Origin of the sequence: Paenibacillus sp. FSL K6-1217 (genome assembly GCF_045040735.1) — a bacterium.
Taxonomy (GTDB): Bacteria; Bacillota; Bacilli; order Paenibacillales; family Paenibacillaceae; genus Paenibacillus_AQ.
Genome location: NZ_CP150271.1, coordinates 3,401,360 through 3,426,353, shown reverse-complemented (window position 1 = coordinate 3,426,353; position 24,994 = coordinate 3,401,360). Strand labels below are relative to the sequence as shown.

22 protein-coding genes are annotated in these 24,994 nt (G+C 54.1%); 18 read left to right on the top strand and 4 right to left on the bottom strand.

Annotated features, from left to right (window positions below; genetic code table 11):
* Nucleotides 1-25: 25 nt before the first annotated feature.
* The 5 genes from ruvB to yajC all read left to right on the top strand — a co-directional run bounded on the left by ruvB (nt 26) and on the right by yajC (nt 5,775).
* Entirely contained in the window at nt 26-1,033 is a 1,008-nt protein-coding gene (gene ruvB / locus MHH28_RS15080; RefSeq protein ID WP_405116241.1) for a Holliday junction branch migration DNA helicase RuvB, read from the top strand.
* A gap of 74 nt (nt 1,034-1,107) precedes the next feature.
* Complete coding sequence (locus MHH28_RS15075) at nt 1,108-3,213, top strand: SpoIID/LytB domain-containing protein (RefSeq protein WP_405116238.1); 2,106 nt, start codon at nt 1,108-1,110, stop codon at nt 3,211-3,213.
* Nucleotides 3,214-3,223: 10 nt separating this feature from the next.
* Nucleotides 3,224-4,252 (top strand): tRNA preQ1(34) S-adenosylmethionine ribosyltransferase-isomerase QueA, encoded by a 1,029-nt coding sequence (gene queA, locus MHH28_RS15070; RefSeq protein ID WP_405116235.1) that lies wholly within the window; start codon nt 3,224-3,226, stop codon nt 4,250-4,252.
* 21 nt (nt 4,253-4,273) lie between these two features.
* Complete coding sequence (gene tgt, locus MHH28_RS15065) at nt 4,274-5,410, top strand: tRNA guanosine(34) transglycosylase Tgt (RefSeq protein ID WP_340752148.1); 1,137 nt, start codon at nt 4,274-4,276, stop codon at nt 5,408-5,410.
* Nucleotides 5,411-5,460: 50 nt separating this feature from the next.
* Nucleotides 5,461-5,775, top strand: coding sequence for a preprotein translocase subunit YajC (gene yajC / locus MHH28_RS15060; protein ID WP_036732365.1), 315 nt, complete (start codon nt 5,461-5,463; stop codon nt 5,773-5,775).
* A gap of 88 nt (nt 5,776-5,863) precedes the next feature.
* Here yajC and MHH28_RS15055 read toward each other — a convergent pair whose 3' ends face one another.
* Nucleotides 5,864-6,703 carry a phosphatase PAP2 family protein gene (locus tag MHH28_RS15055; protein ID WP_405116231.1) on the bottom strand — a complete coding sequence of 280 codons (840 nt, stop codon included), beginning with the start codon at nt 6,701-6,703 and terminating at the stop codon, nt 5,864-5,866.
* A gap of 99 nt (nt 6,704-6,802) precedes the next feature.
* Entirely contained in the window at nt 6,803-7,195 is a 393-nt protein-coding gene (locus MHH28_RS15050; protein ID WP_405116229.1) for a TIGR04086 family membrane protein, read from the bottom strand.
* A gap of 200 nt (nt 7,196-7,395) precedes the next feature.
* Here MHH28_RS15050 and MHH28_RS15045 point away from each other — a divergent pair, with 200 nt between their 5' ends.
* The gene (locus tag MHH28_RS15045) at nt 7,396-8,202 is read left to right on the top strand and encodes a YetF domain-containing protein (protein WP_405117113.1); all 807 of its coding nucleotides are present in this window, start codon (nt 7,396-7,398) and stop codon (nt 8,200-8,202) included.
* Here the strand turns inward: MHH28_RS15045 and spoVB are convergent.
* Nucleotides 8,199-9,800 (bottom strand): stage V sporulation protein B, encoded by a 1,602-nt coding sequence (spoVB, locus tag MHH28_RS15040; RefSeq protein WP_405116226.1) that lies wholly within the window; start codon nt 9,798-9,800, stop codon nt 8,199-8,201. The two genes, MHH28_RS15045 and spoVB, sit on opposite strands and share 4 nt — an antisense overlap.
* 214 nt (nt 9,801-10,014) lie before the next feature.
* On the opposite strand from spoVB, the gene MHH28_RS15035 reads away from it, so the two are divergent.
* The 6 genes from MHH28_RS15035 to MHH28_RS15010 all read left to right on the top strand — a co-directional run bounded on the left by MHH28_RS15035 (nt 10,015) and on the right by MHH28_RS15010 (nt 16,764).
* Nucleotides 10,015-10,266, top strand: coding sequence for a post-transcriptional regulator (locus tag MHH28_RS15035; RefSeq protein WP_036690543.1), 252 nt, complete (start codon nt 10,015-10,017; stop codon nt 10,264-10,266).
* A gap of 233 nt (nt 10,267-10,499) precedes the next feature.
* Nucleotides 10,500-11,753, top strand: a complete 1,254-nt coding sequence (secD, locus tag MHH28_RS15030; protein ID WP_405116223.1) for a protein translocase subunit SecD — start codon at nt 10,500-10,502, stop codon at nt 11,751-11,753.
* Nucleotides 11,743-12,642 carry a protein translocase subunit SecF gene (gene secF / locus MHH28_RS15025; protein ID WP_405116220.1) on the top strand — a complete coding sequence of 300 codons (900 nt, stop codon included), beginning with the start codon at nt 11,743-11,745 and terminating at the stop codon, nt 12,640-12,642. The genes secD and secF overlap by 11 nt, the downstream gene beginning before the upstream one ends.
* 122 nt (nt 12,643-12,764) lie before the next feature.
* On the top strand, nt 12,765-13,730 hold the full coding sequence (locus tag MHH28_RS15020; protein WP_405116218.1) for a cation diffusion facilitator family transporter: 966 nt from the start codon (nt 12,765-12,767) through the stop codon (nt 13,728-13,730).
* A gap of 29 nt (nt 13,731-13,759) precedes the next feature.
* The gene (gene recJ / locus MHH28_RS15015; RefSeq protein ID WP_405116215.1) at nt 13,760-16,162 is read left to right on the top strand and encodes a single-stranded-DNA-specific exonuclease RecJ; all 2,403 of its coding nucleotides are present in this window, start codon (nt 13,760-13,762) and stop codon (nt 16,160-16,162) included.
* Between the two features lie 83 nt (nt 16,163-16,245).
* Nucleotides 16,246-16,764 (top strand): adenine phosphoribosyltransferase, encoded by a 519-nt coding sequence (locus tag MHH28_RS15010; protein ID WP_405117110.1) that lies wholly within the window; start codon nt 16,246-16,248, stop codon nt 16,762-16,764.
* Nucleotides 16,765-17,036: 272 nt separating this feature from the next.
* Here MHH28_RS15010 and uraA read toward each other — a convergent pair whose 3' ends face one another.
* Nucleotides 17,037-18,347, bottom strand: a complete 1,311-nt coding sequence (gene uraA / locus MHH28_RS15005) for a uracil permease (RefSeq protein WP_405116212.1) — start codon at nt 18,345-18,347, stop codon at nt 17,037-17,039.
* Nucleotides 18,348-18,659: 312 nt separating this feature from the next.
* Between uraA and MHH28_RS15000 the strand changes: the two genes are divergently transcribed.
* The 6 genes from MHH28_RS15000 (at nt 18,660) to hisS (ending at nt 24,953) form a co-directional block, all read left to right on the top strand.
* Nucleotides 18,660-20,840 (top strand): bifunctional (p)ppGpp synthetase/guanosine-3',5'-bis(diphosphate) 3'-pyrophosphohydrolase, encoded by a 2,181-nt coding sequence (locus MHH28_RS15000; RefSeq protein ID WP_036690535.1) that lies wholly within the window; start codon nt 18,660-18,662, stop codon nt 20,838-20,840.
* A gap of 29 nt (nt 20,841-20,869) precedes the next feature.
* Nucleotides 20,870-21,313, top strand: coding sequence for a D-aminoacyl-tRNA deacylase (dtd, locus tag MHH28_RS14995; protein ID WP_405116208.1), 444 nt, complete (start codon nt 20,870-20,872; stop codon nt 21,311-21,313).
* 264 nt (nt 21,314-21,577) lie between these two features.
* A complete protein-coding gene (locus tag MHH28_RS14990) occupies nt 21,578-21,733 on the top strand; it encodes a hypothetical protein (RefSeq protein ID WP_405116205.1) in 156 nt (51 codons plus the stop codon).
* A gap of 162 nt (nt 21,734-21,895) precedes the next feature.
* Nucleotides 21,896-22,402 (top strand): type 1 glutamine amidotransferase domain-containing protein, encoded by a 507-nt coding sequence (locus MHH28_RS14985; RefSeq protein ID WP_405116203.1) that lies wholly within the window; start codon nt 21,896-21,898, stop codon nt 22,400-22,402.
* 51 nt (nt 22,403-22,453) lie between these two features.
* Nucleotides 22,454-22,915: a hypothetical protein gene (locus MHH28_RS14980; RefSeq protein WP_405116200.1), complete on the top strand. Its 462-nt coding sequence runs from the start codon at nt 22,454-22,456 to the stop codon at nt 22,913-22,915.
* Nucleotides 22,916-23,693: 778 nt separating this feature from the next.
* A complete protein-coding gene (gene hisS / locus MHH28_RS14975; protein WP_405116198.1) occupies nt 23,694-24,953 on the top strand; it encodes a histidine--tRNA ligase in 1,260 nt (419 codons plus the stop codon).
* Nucleotides 24,954-24,994 lie beyond the last annotated feature (41 nt).

Genomic DNA, 24,994 nt, shown 5'->3' with positions numbered 1-24,994 from the left:
TCCCTGAAGAACGGAGTGAGGAAGAATGGATGACCGGATTATATCGGCTAACCTGATGATGGACGAGCAGGCGGTGGAATTAAGCCTGCGCCCCCGTTATCTGGGTGAATATATCGGCCAGAACCAGGTGAAGGAGAACCTGAAAATCTATATAGAAGCGGCCAAGATGCGCAGTGAAGCGCTGGACCATGTGCTGCTGTACGGGCCTCCGGGACTCGGCAAAACGACGCTGGCCAATATTATTGCCAATGAGCTGGGCGTCAATCTGCGGACCACCTCCGGTCCGGCAATTGAGCGGCCCGGCGATCTGGCAGCGCTGCTGACCAACCTTCAGGAAGGCGATGTGCTGTTCATTGACGAGATTCACCGTCTTCACCGGACGGTGGAGGAGGTGATGTATCCGGCGATGGAGGATTTCGCGCTGGATATTATGATCGGCAAGGGTCCGAGCGCACGGTCGGTGCGGCTGGACCTGCCGCCCTTCACACTCATAGGAGCGACGACACGCGCGGGGCTGCTGTCTGCTCCGCTGCGTGACCGCTTCGGTGTGGTCAGCCGGCTGGAGTACTACACCATCGATGAACTGAGCTTCATCGTGGCCCGCAACGCCGAGCTGCTGGGCATCGAGATTCTGGGCGATGCCGCAGAAGAGATTGCCCTGCGGGCCCGGGGGACGCCGCGGATTGCCAACCGCCTCCTGAAGCGGGTACGCGATTACGCCCAGGTCCGCGGTGACGGAATTATCACCCCGGAGATTGCCGCCGAATCGCTCAAGATGCTCCAGGTGGACCCCCGGGGACTGGACAGCATCGACCATAAGATGCTGCAATCCATGATCAGCTCCTTCCGGGGCGGACCTGTCGGGCTGGATACTATCGCTGCTACGATAGGCGAAGAGAGCCAGACCATTGAGGATGTATACGAGCCCTATCTGCTGCAGATCGGGTTCCTGCAGCGCACGCCGCGCGGGCGTGTTGTTACGCCTGCGGCGTATCATCATCTTGGACTTCCGCTTCCTCCGCAGCAGAACTGATTTCTGCTCATCGTACGAATCAGGTGTGAGGATTTGTGTGTTTGATATCATTAATACTTTATAGGAGGCCTACAATGAAACTTGCGAAGTGGACAACAACAGGGATCGGGCTGCTGGGCCGGGGGGCGCTGGCTGCATTGCTTGCAGCAGGCAGCCTGCTGCTTCCGGCAGATCACGCCCGCGCCGATTCCGGCGGGTCGATCCGGGTTGCACTGTATGCCGATATTGGCAGCAAATATAAATCTACTGTACCGCTGATCACCCTGCAGTCCGAGCAGAGCCTCAGCCTGCTTCCGGCTGCCGGCGGCAGCCCTCTGTTGTCGGTTCCGGCCCAGAACAAAGTCCGTGTCAGTCTGGACGGGTTCCGGGTGAAGGTGCTGGAGACGCCAAGCTGGCAGAGCGCTGCGGATGCGGCGAAGAAGCTCCAGTCCGCCTCCAATAAGCCGCAGATCTTCATGACCGCCAGAGGCGGCGGCAAGGTATATCAGCTATATACCGGAGGCTATGCGAGTGAGAGTGCAGCCAATAACGGGCTGAGCGCAGTCCTCAAAGCCGGTCTGCCGATTCCTGAGGGGCAGACCCCTGCGGTGGCCGGAACGAAGCATCTGTCTGCGGGGGCCTATTCCACGCTGGAGGAGGCCCAGGCGGTAGTCGGCAGCCTGACCACTGCCGGTCTGGATGCCTGGCCGGTATTCGTGTCCGGTGAAGGCGGCAGTGCCCGCACCGAGGTATGGGTAGGCGAGGCATCAAGTGACAGTGAGCTAGCTGCGGTCTCTGCTTCGGCAGCGGCGCTGCTTCCTCAGCTTCCTCTGACGCCAGTGGCTCCGGGTACACCGGGCTTGATTATCCGCATGGACGCAGGGCTTGATTTCAGCAGTGAAGTCCAGGCCTTTCATTATCTGTTATCAGGTAATGACACGAAATTCATCGTGTCCGGCAATGAGAAGGGAATCCTGCTTACCGAGCGGTCCAAGCGGATCTACCGCGGCGATATGGAGCTGGGCAATCTGAATGGTTCATTGTCGGTCATTAACGTAGTTCCGCTGGAACAATATCTGTATGCGGTAGTAGGGGGAGAGGTATCCTCCAGCTGGCCGGAAGAGGCGCTGAAGGCCCAGGCGGTAGCGGCACGCAGCTATGCACTGTCCCAGGGTACCCGCTTCGAGGTTGCCAATGTGGTGGATACCACGCTCAGTCAGGTCTATAACGGAATCGGTGCAGAAGCACCCGCAATCATCAAGGCAGTCGATGCAACGGCGGGTGAAGTGCTGAAGAGCGGGGGCAAGGTCGTGGAGGCGGTGTTCTCCTCGAACAGCGGCGGGGTTACGGCTGATCCGTCCGAAGTATGGAACAGCGGAGGCAGTAACTATGGCAGCGTGGTCAGCGCAGAGGATGTGGCTGGGGCGGGTTCATCCAAGAAGTGGTATTATGTGCTGCTGGACAGCGGCGTCTCCGGCTATGCCCGGGAGGATAATATCAAATTAACAGGCAGCAAGACAGCCGCAGGGCTTCCCCTTGCCACAGCCACTACCAAGGATGTGAATATCCGGCCGCTGCCTGTCGCTGACAGCAGTGCGGCTCCGTCAGGCAAGCTGAATCCCGGCCAGAACGCCGTAGTGCTGAATCAGGTCTATGAATCCGGCAATTACAGCTGGATCAAGGGACCTTATTCTTCGGCCGAGCTGCTGAAGAGTCTGGCCGGCAAGACCAGCGGCACTCTGCCCTCTTCCATAACCAGCCTGGAGGTTACCCGGCGCGGGCCGTCGGGAAGAGCGGTGGAGGTCAAGGCGAACGGGCAGATTCTGCAGGTAAAGTACCCGGATCTGTTCCGTGCCTCCTTCGGCGGATTGCCCAGCACCTTGTTTGATATTGTACCTGCCGGAAGTTATACTGTATTAGGCGCTGACGGCTCTACAGCTGCAATCGGCAGCTCCGGCTCGGCCGGAGTGCTGTCTGCCTCGGGCCAAGTGACGTCCGGCGGCAGCGGAACGGTCGTGATGGGCGCAGATCAGACGTCCAGAGTCGTGACCGGCAGTCCGGGATTCTATTTCATCGGCTGGGGTTACGGGCACGGACTCGGCATGTCCCAATGGGGCGTGAAGGGGATGGCCGACAAAGGGTATGATTATAAGCAAATATTGCAACACTATTTCAATAACGTTACTATAATTAAGGAATGAAGATCCTATTATGAATGTTGAACTTTATGATTTCAATTTGCCGGAGGAGCTGATTGCCCAGACTCCGCTTGCCGACCGCAGTTCATCCAGACTGCTGCTCGTCAATAAGGAGAACGGTCAACTGGACCACGGTCATTTCAAGGATATACTGGGGCAGTTCCGCCCGGGAGACACGCTTGTACTTAATGATACGCGGGTTATCCCCGCCAGACTGTTCGGGGTCAAGGAAGACACCGGCGCCAAGGCGGAGGTCCTGCTGCTTAAGAATCTGGAAGGGGACCGCTGGGAAGCGCTGGTGAAGCCCGGCAAGAAGCTGAAGACCGGAGCAGTCATCGTCTTCAGTGAAGAGCTTCGTGCTGTGATTGAAGATGAGGGGGATATGGGTGGCCGTACACTCCGCTTCATCTATGAGGGGATTTTCCAGGAGATTCTGGACAGGCTTGGCTCTATGCCGCTCCCTCCTTATATCAAGGAAACCCTCGATGACCGTGAGCGGTATCAGACCGTCTATGCCCGGCATGAAGGCTCGGCGGCTGCGCCGACAGCGGGTCTGCATTTCACCACAGAGCTGCTGGAGCAGATTGCAGCCATCGGTGTGAATATCGCCTATATCACACTTCATGTCGGTCTGGGCACCTTCCGTCCGATGTCCGTAGAGACAGTGGAGGAGCATGTCATGCATGCCGAATATTTCGAGCTGTCCCAGGAAACGGCGGATGTGCTTAATGAAGCCAGAGCAAGAAGCGGAAGAATAATAGCTGTAGGCACAACCTCCTGCCGGACCCTGGAGACCGTAGGCAGACAATGCCAGGGCGAGCCGATTGAGGCATGCAGCGGCTGGACGGATATTTTCATCTATCCGGGGTATGAATTCACTGTCGTCAATGCATTGATCACCAATTTCCATCTGCCCAAGTCCACTTTGGTCATGCTGGTGAGCGCTTTGGCCGGCCGGGAGCTGATTCTCGCCGCCTATGAAGAAGCGGTCAGGCAGCAGTACCGGTTCTTTAGCTTTGGCGATGCAATGTTCATTTATTAAGCAAGAGAAAGGGTTAAACCAATGGCAGCAATCACTTACGAACACATTAAGACCTGTAAGCAATCCGGAGCACGGCTTGGAAGAGTCCACACCCCGCACGGAATTATTGACACACCGACCTTCATGCCGGTTGGCACCCAGGCCACTGTCAAGACGATGAGTCCTGAAGAGCTCAAGCAGATGGAGGCACAGATTATTCTGAGCAATACGTACCATTTGTTCCTTCGTCCGGGTCATGAGATCATCGGCGAAGCGGGCGGCCTGCACAAGTTCATGAACTGGGACCGTCCGATCTTGACCGACAGCGGCGGCTTTCAGGTCTTCTCCCTGAGCGACATGCGCAAGATCACCGAAGAAGGGGTTCATTTCCGCTCCCATCTGAACGGGGACAAGAAGTTCCTGTCTCCGGAAGTGGCGATGGAGGTCCAGAATGCACTCGGCTCCGATATTATGATGGCCTTCGATGAATGCCCGCCTTATCCGGCTGAATATGAGTATGTGAAGAAATCACTGGAGCGCACCACCCGCTGGGCCGAACGCTGCCTCAAGAGCCATGCCCGTCCGAATGATCAGGGACTGTTCGCCATCGTACAGGGGGGCATGCATGAGGATCTCCGCCGCCAGAGCGCGGCTGATTTGACTTCCATGGATTTCCCGGGGTATGCTATTGGAGGACTCAGCGTCGGAGAGTCCAAGCAGCTTATGTATGAAGTGCTGGATTACACGGTTCCGCTGCTGCCGCAAGGGAAACCGCGCTATTTGATGGGCGTTGGTTCACCGGACGCGCTGCTGGAAGGGTCCATTCGCGGAATAGACATGTTCGACTGTGTTCTGCCTACCCGTATTGCCCGCAATGGAACAACCATGACCAGTCAGGGAAGACTCGTTGTGCGCAACGCTCAATACGCCCGTGATTTCGGGCCGCTTGATCCGGAGTGTACCTGCTACACCTGCCGGAACTATTCCCGTGCTTATCTGCGTCATCTGATTAAGGCCGACGAAACCTTCGGCTTGCGGCTGACAACCTACCATAACTTACACTTCCTGCTGGAATTGATGCGTAAAGTGCGTGAAGCCATCATGGAAGATCGGCTGCTTGATTTTCGCGATGAGTTTTTTGCACAATACGGATTATATGATAATCTAAAAGGCTTCTAGACCTTACGTAACGGAGTGTTCATGTTTATTCTTGAAAGGGGGGAAATGATATGTCACAGTTTTATATGGCAGCCGGTACAGGCGGCGGGGGCAGCATACTGGGTCTTGTAGGTCCTTTCGTGCTGATGTTTGTTGTGTTCTACTTCCTGCTGATTCGTCCGCAGCAGAAGAAGACCAAGGCGCGTAACGGAATGCTCAAGGCTCTGAAGAAGGGCGATAAGGTAGTTACCATCGGCGGTCTGCACGGAACAATCATGGAGATTTCGGATGACATCGTGATCCTGCGGGTTAATGATGTAACCCGATTGACCTTTGACCGGGGCTCGATCAGTCATGCAGTAGTGGAAGTAGAAGACAAGATGTAGATGTCTCTGCACCAAATTACATAAAAACCGGCGTTTCTCTTAGGAGAAAACGCCGGTTTTTTTTGAAATAGTAGATAATCCGTGGGCATTAACGTGTGTTGGTGACCCGTCCTCTGACTCTTAGCCCCTGTTCCCCGCCGCGCAGGGTAAGCTTGGCAAGCGGTACGGCGATCGCCGTAGACAGCACAGCCAGCAGGGAGCCGCCAATCATATCGGTCAGCCAGTGAATGCCCAGATAGAAAATTCCGAATACGATAGCTACCGCAGAAATGGTAGTGATCACCATCCAGCGGCGGTTGCCGGAACGGTAAGCGAGCAGGGCCATGGATACGGAAATTGCCGTGTGCAGGCTCGGGAAGCAATTATTCAGGCCGGACAGCGGCCGGTATTCCTGTTCAAACTTTGGAAAAACATCCAGCATGATGAACCGCACCCCGGCGGGCGCATAGGACCATACCTCGTTAACCGGAAAATACAGATAGAACGGAATAGCGATGGCATACGTTAAAATAATGGTGTAGCAGGTTGCATAAAGGATCACGCGGTTTTTGTCCAGCAGATAGATCCCGAGCGAAGCCGCCAGCACGGCTTGAAGCATGAAGATATAGAAGAAGACAATAACTGGTGTCAGCCAAGGTGCATAGAACAGCTCTTGAAATATCCGGACGAAATGCCCTTCCAGGCCGAAGACAAAACCTGTGTAGTCTGCGGTCAGCCGCATCTTCTCTTCGATCTGCAGCTCATATTTATTCAGGGCAAGAATGCTGAACATTCCTATAATAATGAGTGCAAATTTATAGGAGTGCAGCAGTTCTCTCCCGATTTCGACTAAGGCTATCAGCGGGTTGCGCCGTGCCCCGATCCAGATTAGGATCACAACAATGGCAACGGTATATACAACTACAAGATTCATGGACTGGTACAGCAAAGCATTCGAAGCCTCCTTGATAATCGCTCATATGAAGTCAGATATTTGTAGTGTACCATATTTTCAAGGAAAGGCTTCAATTTTCGGGAATTATATTAACTAGGATTTCTGTAAATTAACTCCAAACATTCCTCCAAGTGCGCTAATTCCCGCGGCCGCCAGCACCCACAGGAAGTCCATTCCCCCCGGAGAGCTGTCAAGCGCCAGAAATCCGATCAGCAGTACAGCCAGTCCGTATAACATGCCTGTGAGTGCGCCCTGGTACCAGCCTTTGCGGATGGCCCTGCTGCCTGCGGTCAAGCCTCCGAATGCGGCAGCCACGCCGTGCACAATATAAGTGTACATGGTGAGGTCCTGTTCCTGCAGTCCGCTGCCCCAGAGCAGAAGGGAGAGGAAGAACGCACCCAGCATCATCCACAGGAACGAGCGGATTAAACCCGATAATACCGGACTAGATATTTTCCATGAGAATAGACGCCTGATCAGAGACATGGTAAAACCCCCTAAAAGTTTGTTAACCGGATACTAATTATTGTATGGGGAGGCTTGCCCCAATAGTACAAGAATGGTCGGTATGACTTTTACCAGTAATTAAGCAGCAGCGTTCCGAATGTTCCCTTGCCGGTCAGGTCAGAATAGGGGTACATTAATCCGCCCGTGTGGGGGAGAAGCGGAAGGGGAGCGAAGAGAATATGTTCCAGCATATTACGACTCATATCTTTCTGACCGTGCTGATGTATATCTTCATTTTCCTGAGCATGCGAATCATGGGCAAACGGGAGATCGGCAAGCTGTCTGTATTTGACCTGACCATTTCCATAATGATCGCCGAGATTGCTGTGTTCGTCATTGAAGATATCGAACGTCCCATCTATGACGGAGTCGTTCCTATGGCGACCCTGGTGCTGATTCAGGTAATCGTGGCACAGCTCAGCCTGAAGAGCCGGAAGCTGCGCCTGCTGGTGGACGGCAGACCAAGCATCCTGATCTCAGACGGTAAAATTCACCGGGGCGAGATGCGCAGACAGCGGTATAACATTGATGATCTGCTGCTGCAGCTGCGCGGGCAGAATATTGTCAGTCCGGCCGATGTGGAATTCGCCATCCTGGAGACCAGCGGGCAGTTAACGGTGATCGAGAAGAACCAGAATGTCACCTCCTCCAATCAGTCGGGCAACAGCAGCTCCGGCGCAGAGCGGAAGGAGAAGAACGGCGATAGCCAGGAGGATTCAGGCGATGCCGGATCATCCGGCGGCACTGCTTCCGTGAAGCTGCCGAAGCATAAGATCCGGTATGAAGGGCTGCCCATCCCGCTGATTATGGACGGGAAGGTGCAGGACAGCAATCTGGAGATGATCGGCAAGAACCGGTTCTGGCTTAGAACCCAGATCCGTCAGAAGGGTGTCTCTGATTTCCGGGATGTCTTCCTGTGCTCGGTGGATCACAAGGGGGAGCTCTATATTGCCCCGATTAATCCCAATAAAGGCAAGCAGACCTAACTGCGCCAGCGTCTGAAGAAGGGAATTCGCTCCAGATCACGCCTGGAGATCAGCCCGGATAACAGACAGATGCTCATATAGATGGCCATGCCGCAGGCAGCAGCGGCCAGAAATTGTACCCACTGTGACGGTGAGACCGGAACAGAGGTATAGACGTACGACATTCCGGCGGCCATGATCACGGTGGCGGCCAGAATTTTGAGCGGGTCCGACCAGCGCAAGGACATGGCGGTCAGCTTGATTACACTGTATCCGTGCAGAAGCGTGACAAGCAGGCTGTTGACCATAATGGCGATGATGGCTCCCAGGATTCCGTATTCGGGCCGGGAGGCCAGCAGGAGAATCAGCAGGATTTTGACAACGGCTCCTATCAGTGTATTAATCAGTGCCTTGCCCGGCCGGTCCATGGCCTGAAGGGCAGCCTGCAGCGGGGCCTGGACGTAGAGAAACACAGCGAACGGGGCCATCATCCTTAGCATAGGGGCCGTATCCGCTGCATTGCCGTACATTAGCGTACAGAGCGGTACAGCAAGAATATACATAACGGCAGCGAACGGTGCACCGGTGACCATGGCGAGTCTCAGGGCCTGGTGCATTCTTTTATGAATCGTGGGCAGATCATTGCGGGCGGCGGCCTCGGATAAGGAAGGGACGAGGGAGACGGCCAGCGAGGAGCTGAGCACGCCCGGCAGCAGCAGCAGCGGGATCACCATTCCCTGCAAGGAACCATATTGTGCGGTTGCGGCCGCAGCTGCGATTCCGGCAAGGGCGAGGCTGCGCACGGTAATAATGGATTCCAGAAGATAAGAGAACGAGCCGATCAGGCGTCCGGCGGTGACCGGAACAGAAATGCCGATCAGACGTTTCAGGACAGGTGCGGTTGTCTGCGCAGGCTCTTGTCCGGTACTGGCCTGTGTATTCTGAACACTTACATCCACGGAAGGCGGGGGCTCAGACCTGTCTTTTTTGTCGTTAAAATAATATTGCCCCAGCAGGGCCAGCATTCCGGCGATCTCCCCCACGGTTACACCCAGCATCGCACCCGCAGCGGCAAAGGCGATTCCCTTCGGCAGCAGCATCCAGGAGAACCACAGCATGAAGAAGATCCGGATGACCGACTCCAGCACCGAGGAGAACGCCGAGGGAATCATATTCTGCCTGCCTTGAAAGTACCCCCGGTAGATGGAGGAGACAGCGACGATTGCGATCATGGGAGTCATGCTGACGAAGGTATAATACACACGCCGGTCCGTCAGAAGAACGCTGGATACCCAGGAGGCGCTGAACAGGGCGACGAAGGTGAACACAATGCCCAGCGACAGGCTGAGGGCAAGGCCGGTCTGCAGGATTCTGCGTGACTGCTCCGGGCGGTTCTCCCCTTCGGCTTCCGCGACCAGCTTGGCAATCGCCAGCGGGATTCCTCCCGTAATCACTGTAATCAGCACAATGAAGAACGGGTATCCAAGCTGATACAGACCGACCCCCTCGGCACCGATGATCCGGGGCAGGGCAATGCGGGGAATGAAGCCAAGCATCCGGTTAATGATACCGGCGAGCAGCAGGATAATCGTTCCTTGTATAAAAGTCTGTTTCCTCACAGGGCACTCCTTCTTCCTACATATGAGATGAAACTGCAGGTGAATTACCGCTAATATCAACCCAGGCTTGTATAAGGATATGCCGGTACAGGTGGGCTCCATGACAAGCATTCCATAGACAAGTTTTTTGGCCGGAAGCAGGAAAGTATCAGCGTAAGGTCGAATACGTACCACTGAGCATACGTAATTGAGGAATCTTTGGAGGTGCCTGCACGTGGAATCGGAACAATGGAGATATGACGAGCTTAGTGAAGATATCGAAGCCATGTGCATCAGCAAAGCGGAGGAATTCCGGCTCCTCGGCTATGAATATGTGACCGGTAAGGATATTTGGGACTGCATCAGCCGCAATTATGCCAAGGAGGGAAGACCTCCCCTGCACCGGCTGGTCAATGACATCTATTCGCTTAAGTCAGGCAGCTATATGACTTATCTGACTCTGGCGGCCTACCGGGGATTGAATTAACGGGGGGATTTGTCAAAAGGAACGATTTTCTTTTGCAAACGGGTACGGGAAGCAGTAAAGTAAGGAAAGAGTGTTCAGACTTGTCCTATCAAACGGAGGTATCCTCGCTTTGCAGCAGAACCGGCCGTTTCTTTGTGTGAATCAAGACACCGTCATTCCTTCTGAATTGACGGTCATTTCGCACGTAGCTATAATAGGAATATTGAAGTAATGAAAGGGGAACTAGCTAGAGCATGAAGAGAATGTTGAGCTTTATCATTACCGTGGTCGTTCTAACCGGCGTCATGGTATTTACTACTCCCGGGCTGCTGGACAGAGTCCGTCTGGGTCTTGACCTCAAGGGCGGATTCGAAATTCTGTACCACGCAGAGCCGATGGATACGGGAGGAACTCTGACCCGTTCTTCGCTGCAGAAGACTGCAGAGAGCCTGGAGAAGCGGGCGAATGCACTCGGCACAAGCGAGCCTGAGGTAACGACCGAAGGGACGGACCGCATCCGTCTGAAGATCGCAGGTGTTACCGACGAGGCAGAGGTCCGCAAGAAAATGAAAGAACCCGCAGTTCTGACCTTCCGCAGTGCCAAAGAAGGGGATGCTCCCGGGGTATTCAGCAAGATTGAGCTTGTAGGCAGTGACTTTGTTGAAGGTGCGGCAGAGGTGCAGCGCGATAGCCTGAACCGTCCTGAGATCAGCATCTCCATCAAAGACAAGAAGAAATTCGCAGAGATTACCGAGCGCCTGCTGGGTAAGGAACTTGCCATCTATCTGGACGAGAACCTGTTATCTTCGCCTCCAACGGTACGAGCTGTCCTGACCGACGGTAAGGCTTCGATTTCCGGGGGATATACACTGGATGAAGCCCGTGAGATTGCCGATACGATCAACCTCGGTGCTTTGCCGCTGAAGCTGACTGAGAAATATTCCCAGAGCGTAGGAGCTACACTGGGTAAGCAATCCCTGGATGAGACTGTCAGGGCCGGTATTGTCGGTTCTGTGATTATTTTGATCTTCATGCTCTTCATGTACCGGCTTCCGGGCGTACTGGCCAGCTTCGCGCTGATCCTGCACACCTGGCTGCTGATTCTGGTATTTGTCCTGGCGGACTTTACGCTGACTCTGCCCGGGATTGCTGCGTTCATTCTCGGTATAGGGATGGCTGTCGATGCCAATATCATTACCAATGAACGGATCAGGGAAGAGATGCGCAGCGGGAAGGGCATTATGTCTTCCGTCAAAGCAGGGAACAAGACCTCCTTCCGTACAGTTATGGATGCGAATGTAACCACTATTATCGTAGCGGCTGTCATGTTCGCCTTCGGTACTGGTGCGGTCAAAGGCTTCGCACTGATTCTGATCGTGGAAATTGTACTTAGTATCGTAACAAACCTTTATTTTGCCCACTGGATGCTGACTGTGCTGGTTAAAGCCGGCGCACTCAAGAAGCCGAAGCAATTTGGGGTAAAGGAGAGTGACATCAGTGCGCTTTAAGAAAGAGCTTGATTTCGTACATTTAAGTAAATTCTTCTATATCTTCTCGATTGCCCTTACTGTGGCAGGTCTGGTCTTTCTGGCCACCTTCGGCCTGAACTACAGCGTTGACTTCAAGGCCGGGTCCAATGTGGATGTGTCGCTCTCGAAGAGCCTCACGCTGACTGAGCTTCAGCCGGCTCTAAAGGATGCGGGGATCGAGCACGAACCGGCGATTACCATCGGCGACAAGCGGGTCAACATCCGTTATGATCAAGAGCTGAGTGATACACAGAGCGAGACCCTCAAGAAGTCAATCAACAAGATTGATGAGAAGGCGTCTTTTGAGATCAACACCGTAGATACCGAAATGGCCAAGGAGCTGGCCCGGAATGCGATTTATTCTGTGCTGCTTGCCAGCATCGGGATTATCATTTATGTTAGTATCCGGTTTGAATGGCGTTTCGCGCTGGCCTCCATTGTGGCGCTGCTTCATGACGCTTTTATGGTTGTAGCGATCTTCTCCATCTTCCGACTGGAGGTAGACATTACCTTCATTGTCGCGGTGCTGACCATTATCGGTTACTCCATTAACGATACCATCGTTATCTTTGACCGGATTCGTGAGAATCTGCGCTTCGGCAAACAAAAGTCGTATGAGGATCTTAAGCATCTGGTCAACAAGAGTGTGGCGCAGACGCTTATGCGTTCGCTTTATACAGCGTTCACCGTATTTATCGCCGCATTCTTCCTGCTGATTATGGGCGGCGAGTCGATCCGCATGTTCTCGCTGGCCATGGTTATCGGTCTGCTCTTCGGAGCCTATTCATCGATCTTCATCGCAAGTCCGCTCTGGCTGCTCCTGAAGAAGCGCCAGAAGCCGGCGGCGAAGACCCCGGCCAAAGTCTAACACCCGGTTGTTCTGTAAGCCGCGTCTGTAGCGACGCGGCTTTTCGGAATCTCCCGGGTCAGAACGCTGTGCTTGATATCATCATCATGAGTTTACCTGCTAGTGGTAAGGAGGGCCTCGTTATGAATGACAAACCATTACCCCGGAAACAAACCGTTGCCTGGACCGGAATACTTAGTGATACGCTGCTGGCTGTAGTCAAGGGCAGTATCGGTTATCTGTCGGGCAGCAAGGCATTGATGGGGGATGCAATCTATTCCGGAGCAGATGCCGCGGCCAGGCTGGCAGCGGTGATTCCGTGGAACCCGAAGCAGAGTCATAAGACCGCAGGCTCAGCAGTACGCAGCCGGGCTGCGCAAGGAAGCAAGGAACCGATGGCGGCTATCCTGTTCTCTGTGCTGATTATTATGGGCGGGCTGCAGGTTGCCTTCTCGGCCATCCGGGATTTAACCCGGGGGCATTTAACGGCACCGGGGCAGTCAGCGCTTGCCGCTGTCCTGCTGTGCATTGTGTTCAAAGAAGCTGTGTTTCAATACCAGTACCGTTATTACAAGAAAAAGGGCGACGGCAGTCACGCTGCCTATGCCGACAGCCACCGGTTCAGCCTGTATACGTCGATAACTGTATTTATCGGGATTGCCTTGGCCATGACCGGAGGATACCTGAACTGGCATCCTCTGCTCTATATGGACCCTATCGCAGCCCTGCTGGCCGGATGTCTGATTCTCCGCAAAGGCTATTCATTAATTGCTTCCTCTGTGTACAGCAAAAAGATTCAGGAGCTTCCTTCCGAGGAAGCGGCCAGCTTCATCGAGACCGTTCAGCGGGTGCACGGAGTCATCCGGGTGGAGCAGCTCCGGGCGCTGGAGGAGGGCAGCTATGTGAATCTGCATGTGAAGATTAGTGTGAATCCGCGGATCAGCGTAATGGAAGCCCAGGATATTTCCGAATGTGCGCGGAAGCTGCTGCAGCACCGGTTCGTTCATGTGGGCGAGGTTCATATGGAAGTTGTGCCGTATGATCCGGGTTATCCTTATAAAAGCAATCACGAGCTCGTGGACAACGATATTCCCACGCTGCTTCAGTAGTCTGCAAGGTGAGAGAAAGGTGAACTGTATTGCTTCATTCAAAAACAAGATGGCAATCTCCGGCAGCCGATTCCGAGCGTATTTCGGAACTGGCCCGGAGCCTTTCTATTTCTCCGCTCCTTTCTTCGCTGCTGGTGCAAAGAGGGATGGATACCGCTGACAAAGCACGGGTATTCATGGATTCAGGAGCGGAAGATAGACATGATCCATTCCTGCTCAAGGGAATGGCTGAAGCGGTGCCGCGGATACAGAAGGCACTGCAAGAGGAAGAGCATATTCTGGTGTACGGTGATTATGATGCAGACGGGGTATCCAGCACAGCGCTGATGATCTACCTTCTGCGTCATCTCGGCGCCTCTTTTGACATTTATATTCCCCATCGTTCCAATGAAGGCTATGGACTGCATAATCACGCGCTTGACTGGGCGGTCCAGCAGGGTGTATCTCTTGTAATTACGGTTGATACTGGTATCAGTGCCTATCATCAGATTGCCTATGCCGCTGAGCTGGGCATTGATGTCATTGTCACGGACCATCATGAACCGCCGGAGCTGCTGCCTGAGGCGTATGCTCTGATTAACCCGAAGCTGCCGGACTGCCCGTATCCGTTCAAGGGTCTGGCCGGAGTGGGCGTGGCTTATAAGCTGGCTGAAGCGCTCCTTGGCGGCGAAGTGCCGGAGGAGTGGTGTGAGATTGCCGCCATCGGTACGGTGGCTGATCTGATGCCGCTAGTGGGTGAGAACCGCAGTCTGGTGCGCAGAGGACTCAGCAGCATGCGGAATTCGTCATTCCCGGGCATTCGGGCGCTGCTCTCGGTGGGCGGTATTGCGATGAACACCGTCAGTGCGGTGAATATCGCCTTCGGGATGGCTCCGCGGATTAATGCCAGCGGAAGACTGGATCATGCAGGGCGGGCAGTCACACTGCTGACGACAGAAGATGCGGCAGAGGCGGAGCAATTTGCCGGAGAGCTGGATCTGCTGAACAAGGAACGGCAGCTGGTGGTGGAGAGAATTGTCGCCGAAGCTACAGCGAAGCTGGAAGAGAGAATCGGCCGGAGCGGACTGCCGGATATTATTGTCCTGGCGGAGCAGGGCTGGAATGTCGGTGTTGTCGGCATTGTGGCCTCCAAGCTGCTGGAGCGGTATTACCGTCCGGTCATTATACTGGACATTCACCCGGATACAGGAATGTGCAAAGGCTCTGCCCGTTCCATTCCGAGTCTGGATATCTATGCGGCCTTGTCCTCTTGCGCCGGACTGATGGACCACTTCGGAGGACATCCGGCTGCGGCGGGGATGAGTCTGCCGCAGGATAAGCTGGAAGCCTTCGATGCGGCGCTGAACAGCTATGCTGCGTCTATCCTGACGCCGGAGGATTTCGTAGCGGTCACGGCTGCTGACGGGGAGGTGTCCATTGCGGATCTGACCCTGCAGGCGGCGCTTGAGCTGGAACGGCTGGCTCCGTTCGGGATGGCGAATCCGTTGCCGAAGTTCATTCTGCGCGGAGCTGCTGTCAAGGAGACACGCAAGATGGGCCAGGACGGCAAGCACCTTAAGCTTGTCCTGCAACAGGACAAGCTGACGATTGAAGCCGTAGCCTTCGGTAAGGGGCCGCTGGCCGAGCTGCTTCCGGACGGCACTATCGTGGATGTACTCGCGGAGCTGTCCGTCAATGAATGGAACGGCTCACGCAAGCCGCAGCTGATGCTGCAGGATCTGGCGGTGCCGAAGGCGCAGCTGTTCGATCTGCGCGGAGCAGCTGATGCCGTGAAGCAGGCTGCGCATATTCAGGAGCTGCTGCGTACCTATAGCGGCAGCAGTCCGGGCCGGAGTGCGGCGGTATTCCAGAACAGCCGCACCACGCCGCTGCGTGATCTGAAGGGCATGTCCCTCTGGGTATACGATGAGGCGGCCGGGATCTCTGCTGTACATCAGCCGGAAGCCGCGCGTGACGAAGCGGGACTGTCGCTGCTCTGTCTGCTGGATATGCCGGAGTCCCCGGAGCAGCTCGAAGCGCTATTCGCTGCTTTTCCCGAGGCGGAGAATATTGCCCTGCTGCATTCGATCCGTGACGGGCGTGACCGGCTGCAGGTTCCTACCCGTGATCATTTCAAATCGTTATATAAATGGATTGCAGCAATCGCTGCGTCTCCAACTCCTGAGCATGAAGTGCTGCTGCGGCTCAGCCGCCAGTCTGCGCTTGGTGTGCGTATGGTGAGCAGGATGCTGGATGTGTTTGCTGAGCTTGACTTCATTGAGCGCAGCGGCGGTAATATCACCTTTGTCCCGCAGCCTGCCGCGAAGAGTCTGAGCGCATCAGAGCATTTCATCAGACTGGGCAAGACGGCGGAGATGGAGCAGTATTTCATGGAAGGCAGCCGCAGTGAATTGCAGGAATTCATGCTGTCGCACCGTTTAGACGTCTCATAACCGTCAGCGCCCGGTGCCGCAGCCATTTGGTTCGAGTTACTTCAGCGGGGATGATCCCCGCTTACTTTTAGGAGATGATGATGTTGGATTTCAAAAACACTATTCGAGTAATTCCAGATTTCCCCCAGCCCGGAATCAGCTTCAAAGATATCACTACACTGCTGAAGGACGGCGCTGCGTACCGTGCAGCCATTGATGAGCTTAAGGCTCTGGTGGCCCATCTGGAGATCGATGTTATTGCCGGACCGGAGGCGCGCGGCTTTGTAGTGGGCGCACCACTGGCTTACGCGCTCGGGGTAGGCTTCGTGCCTATCCGCAAAAGCGGCAAGCTCCCTTATGAGACAATCGAAGTGGGCTATGATCTGGAATACGGCAAGGATACGCTCGCTGTGCATACCGATGCGATCAAGCCCGGACAGAAGGTACTGATTGCGGATGATCTGCTGGCTACCGGCGGGACGATTGCTACCTCTGTCAACCTGGTGGAGCAGCTTGGCGGACAAGTGGTCGGTGCTGCATTCCTGATCGAACTCACAGCCCTGTCCGGACGGGACAAGCTGTCGGATATTGAAGTGGTTACCCTGTTGACTTACGAGGATTAATCGTCGTGCCCGGTAACTTTTCCCGGGAAATATAAAGCGGACTGCTGTCGAATGAAGACAGCAGTCCGCTTTTTTGTTATAGGTTGAACTGGATAGACAATTACAGATGTGAGTAACGGAGGGGATTATGGAACTGTAGAGCGTAAGCGTCCGCCTTTGTCTACGGATTTCCACCGTAATAAGCGGTATTAATCAAGAAATCTGGTGACAACAGCGGCCGGAAGTTCAAAATCCACCGCAGTTACGTTCAGCATCGCATATAGACATTTATTTTAATGAGCTGACTTGTCCGCTTCCTGTTCATTGGACAGGCCGAGCACTTCGATCAGCTTGAAGAGCAAGGCGAGGACCATGCCGACGATAGTCGCCAGTGCCATCCCCTTCAGTTCTACACCGCCAAGCTTCAGAGAGATGCCGCTGATACCTACAACCAGGACCAGCGTAGCCAGAATCATGTTGGTGGCTTTGGAGAAATCGACCTTCTGCTCAACGAAGATACGCAGGCCCGATGCAGCAATAACACCGAACAGCAGCAGGGATACACCGCCCATGACCGGTAGCGGAATGTTGGCAATGACCGAGGAGAACGTTCCGGAGAACGACAGCAGGATGGCAATTACGGCAGCTCCGGCGATAACATATACCGAGTACACCTTGGTCAGAGCCATAACACCGATATTTTCACCGTAGGTGGTATTTGGAGTAGATCCCAGGAATCCGGACATTACTGTAGAAATCCCGTTACCCATCAGCGAGCGGTCCAGCCCCGGATCTTTGGTCAGGTCTTTGCCGACAATGTTACTGGTCACCAGCAAATGGCCGATATGCTCTACAATGACCACAAGCGATACAGGAATGATCGTCAGAATGACCTGCCAGTTGAAGGATGGAGTAATAATAGTGGGATGGGAGAGGAAGCTTGCTTCAGAGATGGCACTTGTATTCACCTGACCCAATATATAAGCGAGTACATAACCGGTAACGATACCGATGAGGATGTGAATGATTTTGGGGAAGCCGCGGAACAGCACGGAACCGAGAACAGTAACGCCGAGTGTAACGAGCGACAGGGTAATGGCTTTGCCGTCAGGCGTCCAGTCGGCGGCAGCCACACCATCAGGAGCAATCAGTCCGGCCATACGTGCGGCTACAGGCACAAGCTCCAGTCCGATCGTGGCAACAATCGCTCCCATGACTGCAGGAGGGAATACGACATCAATCCAGCCGGTACCGGCATAACGTACAATTAAGGCCACGAGAATGAAAATAACGCCAGTCACGATAAAAGCGCCCAGTGCAAGCGAATATCCGCGCTCATGATCGCCGGCATGCTCTTTCAGCACAAGCAGCACCGGGGAGATGAAGGCAAAACTTGAACCCAAATAGGCAGGGATTTTGCCGCGGCAGATCAGAATGTAGAGCAGGGTGCCGATACCGTTCATCAGCAGGATCATACCGGGATCTACCCCGAACAGGTTGGGCACAAGCACGGTGCTGCCGAACATGGCGAACAGATGCTGAAGACTCAGGAGGAAGCCCGGGCCCCAAGGGAGTCTTTCGTTAACTTGAATTTCGCGTTGCAATGGAGTTCACTTCTCTTTCTGGTCTAATTTGATTTGACAATGCTTACTTTATACAAAACCGCCTTTACTAGATTAAATAGAACAGCGGTTTTTTACAACAACATTTTTACCCGTGCCACAAAATTGTCTTTTCTTGACCCTTTCCCTGACAGGAAACCCACGCTATGGCAAGTGTTGACGGAATCCCTCGTAAGCGTCATAATTATAGACAACTTTAACCTGAGCGTAATGCAGCCGGGAACATTTGGAACCTGCAAATTCTGCATGCTTGCAGGTTCATTTTATTATAGAAGGGAAACGGATACGACGAGAATGGGCATAGAGCAACTAACCGAAAAGGCTGGCGCCTATATAAAAGAAAAAGATCTTCTCCGCATCCGTGAAGCTTACGAATTCGCCGATCAGGCTCATCACGGGCAGGTCCGGAAGTCGGGGGAGCCATACATTCTGCATCCGCTCGCGGTCGCAGATATTGTCGTCAATATGCAAATGGATGTCATATCCATTATTGCTGCGCTGCTGCATGATGTTGTGGAAGATACGACGGTGTCCCTGGAGCAGATCCGCACGAAATTCGGCGATACCTGTGCCATGCTGGTGGACGGCCTGACCAAGCTGGAACGCATCCGCTTCCGCTCCAAGGAAGAGCAGCAGAACGAGAACTACCGCAAGATGTTCATCGCGATGGCGCAGGATATCCGGGTGATCGTAATTAAGCTGGCGGACCGTCTGCATAATATGCGTACGCTCAAATACCAGTCCGAAGAGAGTCAGCGCCGGATTTCTTATGAGACGCTGGAGATCTTTTGTCCCATTGCGGACCGGCTGGGGATCTCGGCGATCAAGTGGGAGATGGAGGATATTGCGCTCCGTTACCTGAATCCGCAGCAATACTACCGGATTGCCAATCTTGTACACAAGAAGCGGGCGGAACGCGAGCAGTTCATCGACAGTGTCATCGGCCGCATCCGCGCCAAGCTGGATGAAATGGGCATCGAGGGCGATCTCTCGGGACGCCCGAAACATATCTACAGTGTCTACAACAAGATGAACACGAAGAACAAGCAGTTCAACGAAATCTATGATCTGCTGGCTATCCGCATTATCGTCGACAATATTAAGGATTGTTATGCCACTCTGGGCATTATTCATACGCTTTGGAAGCCGATGCCGGGCCGTTTCAAGGACTATATTGCTATGCCCAAGGCGAACATGTATCAGTCTTTGCATACAACCGTAGTAGGGCCGGGGGGAGAGCCGACGGAAGTCCAGATCCGCACCTGGGAGATGCACCGCACAGCCGAATTCGGGATTGCCGCCCACTGGGCGTATAAGGAAGGCAGCAGCAACAATGTGAATCCCGAGAACCGGATGCCGTTCTTCCGCGAGATTCTGGAGCTGCAGCATGAAGCCAAGGATGCCGAAGAATTCGTGGAATCGCTCAAAATGGACTTTTTCTCCGATCTGGTCTTCGTATTCACGCCTAAGGGTGAGGTGGTAGAGCTGCCTGCAGGCTCGGTGCCGCTGGATTTCGCGTTCCGTATCCATACCGAGGTCGGGAACCGGACGATTGGCTCTAAGGTGAACGGGCGTATTGTTCCGCTCGACCATAAGCTGAAGACCGGGGATATCGTGGAGATCCTGACCTCGAAGAATTCATACGGACCCAGCCGCGATTGGCTGAAGATTGCCCAGTCCTCGCATGCACGGAGCAAGATCAAGCAGTGGTTCAAGAAGGAGAAGCGCGAGGAGAACGTGGAGAAGGGCCGGGAGGCCATTGAACGTGAGCTGAAGCGCCTGAACGTGGAGGTCTCTGACTGGCTGACGGAGGACAAATTGTCCGAGGCTGCGAAGAAGTTCGCCTTCAATGATGTCGAGGATATGCTGTCGGCGGTCGGCTTCGGCGGAATTACCGCCGCGCAGATCGCTTCCAAGCTGACTGAGAAGCTGCGCAAGGACCAGGAGGAGGCCGCAGGCCATCTGGAGCTTACCTCCGAGATGAAGGCGATCAAATCCAGCGGGGAGAAGCGCAACCAGCCGACCAACGGGGTCCGTGTCAAAGGGATTGACAATCTGCTTGTACGCTTCGCACGATGTTGTAATCCCGTGCCCGGCGACGATATCATCGGGTATGTGACCCGTGGACGGGGCGTATCCGTACACCGTGAGGATTGTCCGAACATTCCGAATGAGATGGACGGGGAGGAAGCAGCCCGCGTGATCGAAGTGGAGTGGGAAGGCAGTATGGAGGCCAATTATAGCGTCGATATTGAGATTACCGGCCATGACCGCAACGGGCTGCTGAACGAGGTGCTGCAGGCGGTATCGGAGAGCAAGACCAATATATCAGCGGTAACGGGGCGCTCCGACAAGAACAAGATGGCGATGATCCATATGACGATTCTGATCCGCAATACCGATCATCTGCAGTCTGTGGTCGACAAAGTGAAGCGGGTCAAGGATGTGTATACCGTTAACCGCATTATGCAATAAGGTGCTAAGGCAAGGAGCTGAAGGATGAGATGAGAGTAGTTGTGCAGCGCTGCAAGAACTCCAGTGTGACGGTGGACGGGGCAGTGACCGGAGCGATTGGAGAGGGCCTGCTGCTGCTGGTCGGCGTCACCCATGAGGATACGGAGAAGGATGCCAAGTATTTGGCCGACAAGATTGCCGGACTGCGGATTTTTGAGGATGCTGCCGGTAAAATGAACCACAGTGTGACAGAAGCCGGAGGCGCCATTCTGTCTGTCTCGCAGTTCACGCTGTACGGCGACTGCCGCAAGGGCAGACGCCCGAACTTCATGGCGGCGGCGGCTCCGGCTGAGGCAGAGCGGCTCTACGACTACTTCAACCAGGAGCTGCGTGCCGGAGGCCTGCAGGTAGAGACTGGCGTATTCGGAGCGATGATGGATGTCGCCCTTACGAACTGGGGACCGGTGACGCTTCTGCTGGACAGCAAGGGTTAGAATTAGGAGCGGGCGGCTGCCGACTCAACTGTAAATATAAGAATTTATATGTTTCACACGATAATTTATCCTTCTATTTCTCGCCGAAACGGTACCGTCCTTACAAAGGACAACAAAGCCGTTTCCACTTGATAAGATACATCACGGGACTCCACATAAGTGGGGTCTTTTTGCTTGGAGTTAACCATCCGGGATAGCGGCCTCCCTTGCTGGATAGACTAAGAATGATGAACCATTATTCACAAGTACGGGGAGCAAACAGAAATGAGACAAGCACCAAAAGCATGGATATGGAACACCATACAGGCTCATGCGGCCGGGTCGATGGCCGAAGCTTCAGCGACTGCGAAGGAGGCCGGGGACCTGAAGGAGCTGCAGGGGCTCCAGCGAAGGGGCCGCGGTCTTTTGCCGCGTACGTAAATGCGTACATAAAGGGATGCGGTGAATTGGATTTTTCGGAGCAGCGCGGCAATATTTACTGGACAGAATTTGCGGGAAGCGGTTCGGTCTGGTTATAAAGCCGGGGAATGCGGGTAATAGAATGACGAGAACAGAATAGCGTAGAGAGGAGATATCTATCTCATGAGTAAAGTAGCATTTCTGCTCGCAAATGGCTTTGAAGATTCCGAAATGAAGGTTCCTTACGAAGAGGTATTACAGGCAGGCCACCAGGCAGAAATCATTGGTCTGAAGAAGAATGAGACACTGCTCGGCAAAAAAGGAAGCGTATCCTACACGGCCGATAAAGCTATCAGCGAGGTGAAAGCCGCAGATTATGATGCTGTAGTTATTCCAGGCGGATCATCGCCGGAGAACCTTCGCCTCGACCCTGATATTCTGCAATTTGTGAAGGATGCAGACCGTGCAGGCAAGCCGATTGCCGCGATCTGCCACGGACCACAGATTCTGATCAGTGCTGAACTGCTCAAGGGCCGCACGTTGACCTCCTATCCGCCGCTGAAGGATGATCTGATCAATGCCGGCGCGGAGTTCAAGGATGAAGAGGTTGTCGTGGACGGCAATTACATTACTTCACGCACACCCAAGGATGAGCCCGCATTTGTGCGTGAGCTGCTTAAGGTGTTGTAATAAAGCTTAAACTCCGAGAGGAATAACACTAATTTATGGGAGGGATTTACAATGAGTAAAAGAATCCAGGCCTATTTCAGTACAGAAAGTGCAGCGGAAGGTGCCAAGACAGCATTGATTCCGTACGGTGTAGAGGGAATTGAAGTATCGGCGTTAACGGACCCTCTGAATAATGGGGCGAACAACCGGCGCAATATTCTGATTCCGCTGGGCTCCACGAATACCGCTTCTACAGGTGCAGGAGGCGTGTACGCTGCCGGAAGTTCAACCGGTATGGGGTCAGGTGCGGCGATAGTCCCTGCCGTTGCGGCAGACGATGATCTGAACCGTACCGATGAAGTGCGGGCAGATGAAGTGCGCAACGAGGGCGAGGTCCACAGAGGGAACGATTTGAAAGACAGTGACCTGGAGCACCTGCATTATGTGATGGATCTCAAGGTGGCCGAGAACCAATACAATGAAGTGGTAGAGGTTCTGCGCGGCAAGCAGGCTTATGTGGAGATTTTTGATTAAGCAGGACCGCTGCTTAACCTGAACGTTAAGTTCAGCTCCAGCCCTCCGTTATGAGGGGCTGGAGCTGTTTTGTATTTATACGAAGGAAAAGGCATGAATTCTATAGACAAGGAATAGCGTGTTAGTGTAACCTATTGTTTAACATGACAGACGGAATTCGGACGGCCTGGTGAAACGCTTTCTTTTCTGTAATGCATTTGTAACACTACATTCATGATTCCTTAATATAGCGTGTTTATAATAGAAGCATGACCCCCTTTTTTATAATATATGATGATGGACCTGCAGCAATCGGCTGCAGGTCACTTTTTTGTTTTTAGGGATTACACTAATTCAATCCTTGACTTTAGCGCAGTGGTTCAGTAGAATCTAACAGTATAGGTAAGTTTATATTGTTTTGATGACGGGACCAAGTAATCCGTAACCCACAACCCCAGAGAGGAATCCCGCAGATCATGGCTGTCGTCCAGTTAAGGAGGACCATACCGCTGATCCGCACGGCTGTAAGGATTCTGTTGATGAACGGACGAATGACCTCCCCGAGAACGCACGGCGAACGCAGGCAGCATTAGAGCCTTCAGTCAGTAGCCGAATGCGCGTAGGCGGGCGTTAACCGCTTAGAGCGGAGCTTATGCAGAGCAAGTTGCATTGAGCCCGGAATGTGGGTGGTACCACGGGTGAATTATTGGTTATGATAATCCCTCGTCCCTGTTTGTAATTGAACAGGGACGAGGGATTTTTTGCTGTTTTAAGGGGTTATTTTCAGGAGGGATAGACTGTGGCTAAAGAAAGATTCGAGAAACCTACAGGTACGCAGGATGTACTTCCGGGTGCAGTAGAGAAATGGCAGGTGGTGGAGGCTAAGGCAAGAGAGCTATGCCGCCGCTTCAATTACCGGGAGATCCGTACTCCGCTGTTCGAGCATACCGGACTATTCGAGCGCGGAGTCGGGGAGACAACGGATATTGTGGAAGGTGAGATGTACACCTTCAAGGACAAGGGTGACCGCGATCTGGCGCTGCGTCCCGAAGGGACAGCAGGCGTGGTACGCGCCTATGTCCAGAACAAGCTCTACGGGGAGCCGGATGTCAGCAAGCTGTATTATATCGGACCGATGTTTCGCTATGAACGGCCGCAGGCAGGCAGATACCGCCAGTTCCATCAGTTCGGGATTGAAGCGTTCGGCGCTGTAGACCCGGCCATCGATGCCGAAGTCATCTCGCTGGGATATCAGTTCTATATTGATTTGGGGCTGAAGGATGTGCGGGTGGAGCTGAACTCTGTCGGCAACGCACCCAGCCGCGCGGCTTACCGCGAGAAGCTGCTGGATTTCCTGAGACCGATGAGAGAGAGCCTGTGCAGCGACTGCCAGCGGCGGATGGAACGCAACCCGCTGCGCGTGCTGGACTGCAAGGTCGATCAGGACAAGTTCGGCGGGGCGCCTTCCATTCTGGACAGTCTGGATGAAGAGTGTACAGAGCATTTTGCCAAGGTGAAGGGCCACTTGGATGTGATGGGTGTGGAGTATAGCATCAACCCGCGTCTGGTACGCGGCCTTGATTATTACACGCATACGGCGTTTGAGTATAAAGCGGCAGGCATCGGTTCCATCGACACGGTGGGCGGCGGCGGCCGGTACAACGGTCTGGTCGAGGAGATCGGCGGACCGGATCAGCCGGGCATCGGGTTCGGGATCGGCCTGGAGCGGATTCTGCTGATTCTGGAGAATCAGGGTGTGGCGCTGGAAGCGGCGAAGCCGCTGGATGTGTATTTCGTCGCACTGGGCGAGGCGGCAGATCTGGAAATCACGAAGCAGCTGTTCCGTCTGCGCAGCCTGGGCTTCTCTGCGGAGCGCGACTACCTGGGACGCAAGATGAAGGCGCAGATGAAGTCGGCGGACCGCATGTCGGCCCGGTATACGGCGATTCTCGGTGAAGACGAGCTGAACAGCGGCGTCATCGCACTGAAGTCGATGGAGACCGGCGAGCAGCGGACCGTCAAGCTGGACGAGCTGGCCCAGGCGCTGATTCAGAATTAGACGATTAAGCGAGTACGAGTATAGGTAATTTCAATCATGAA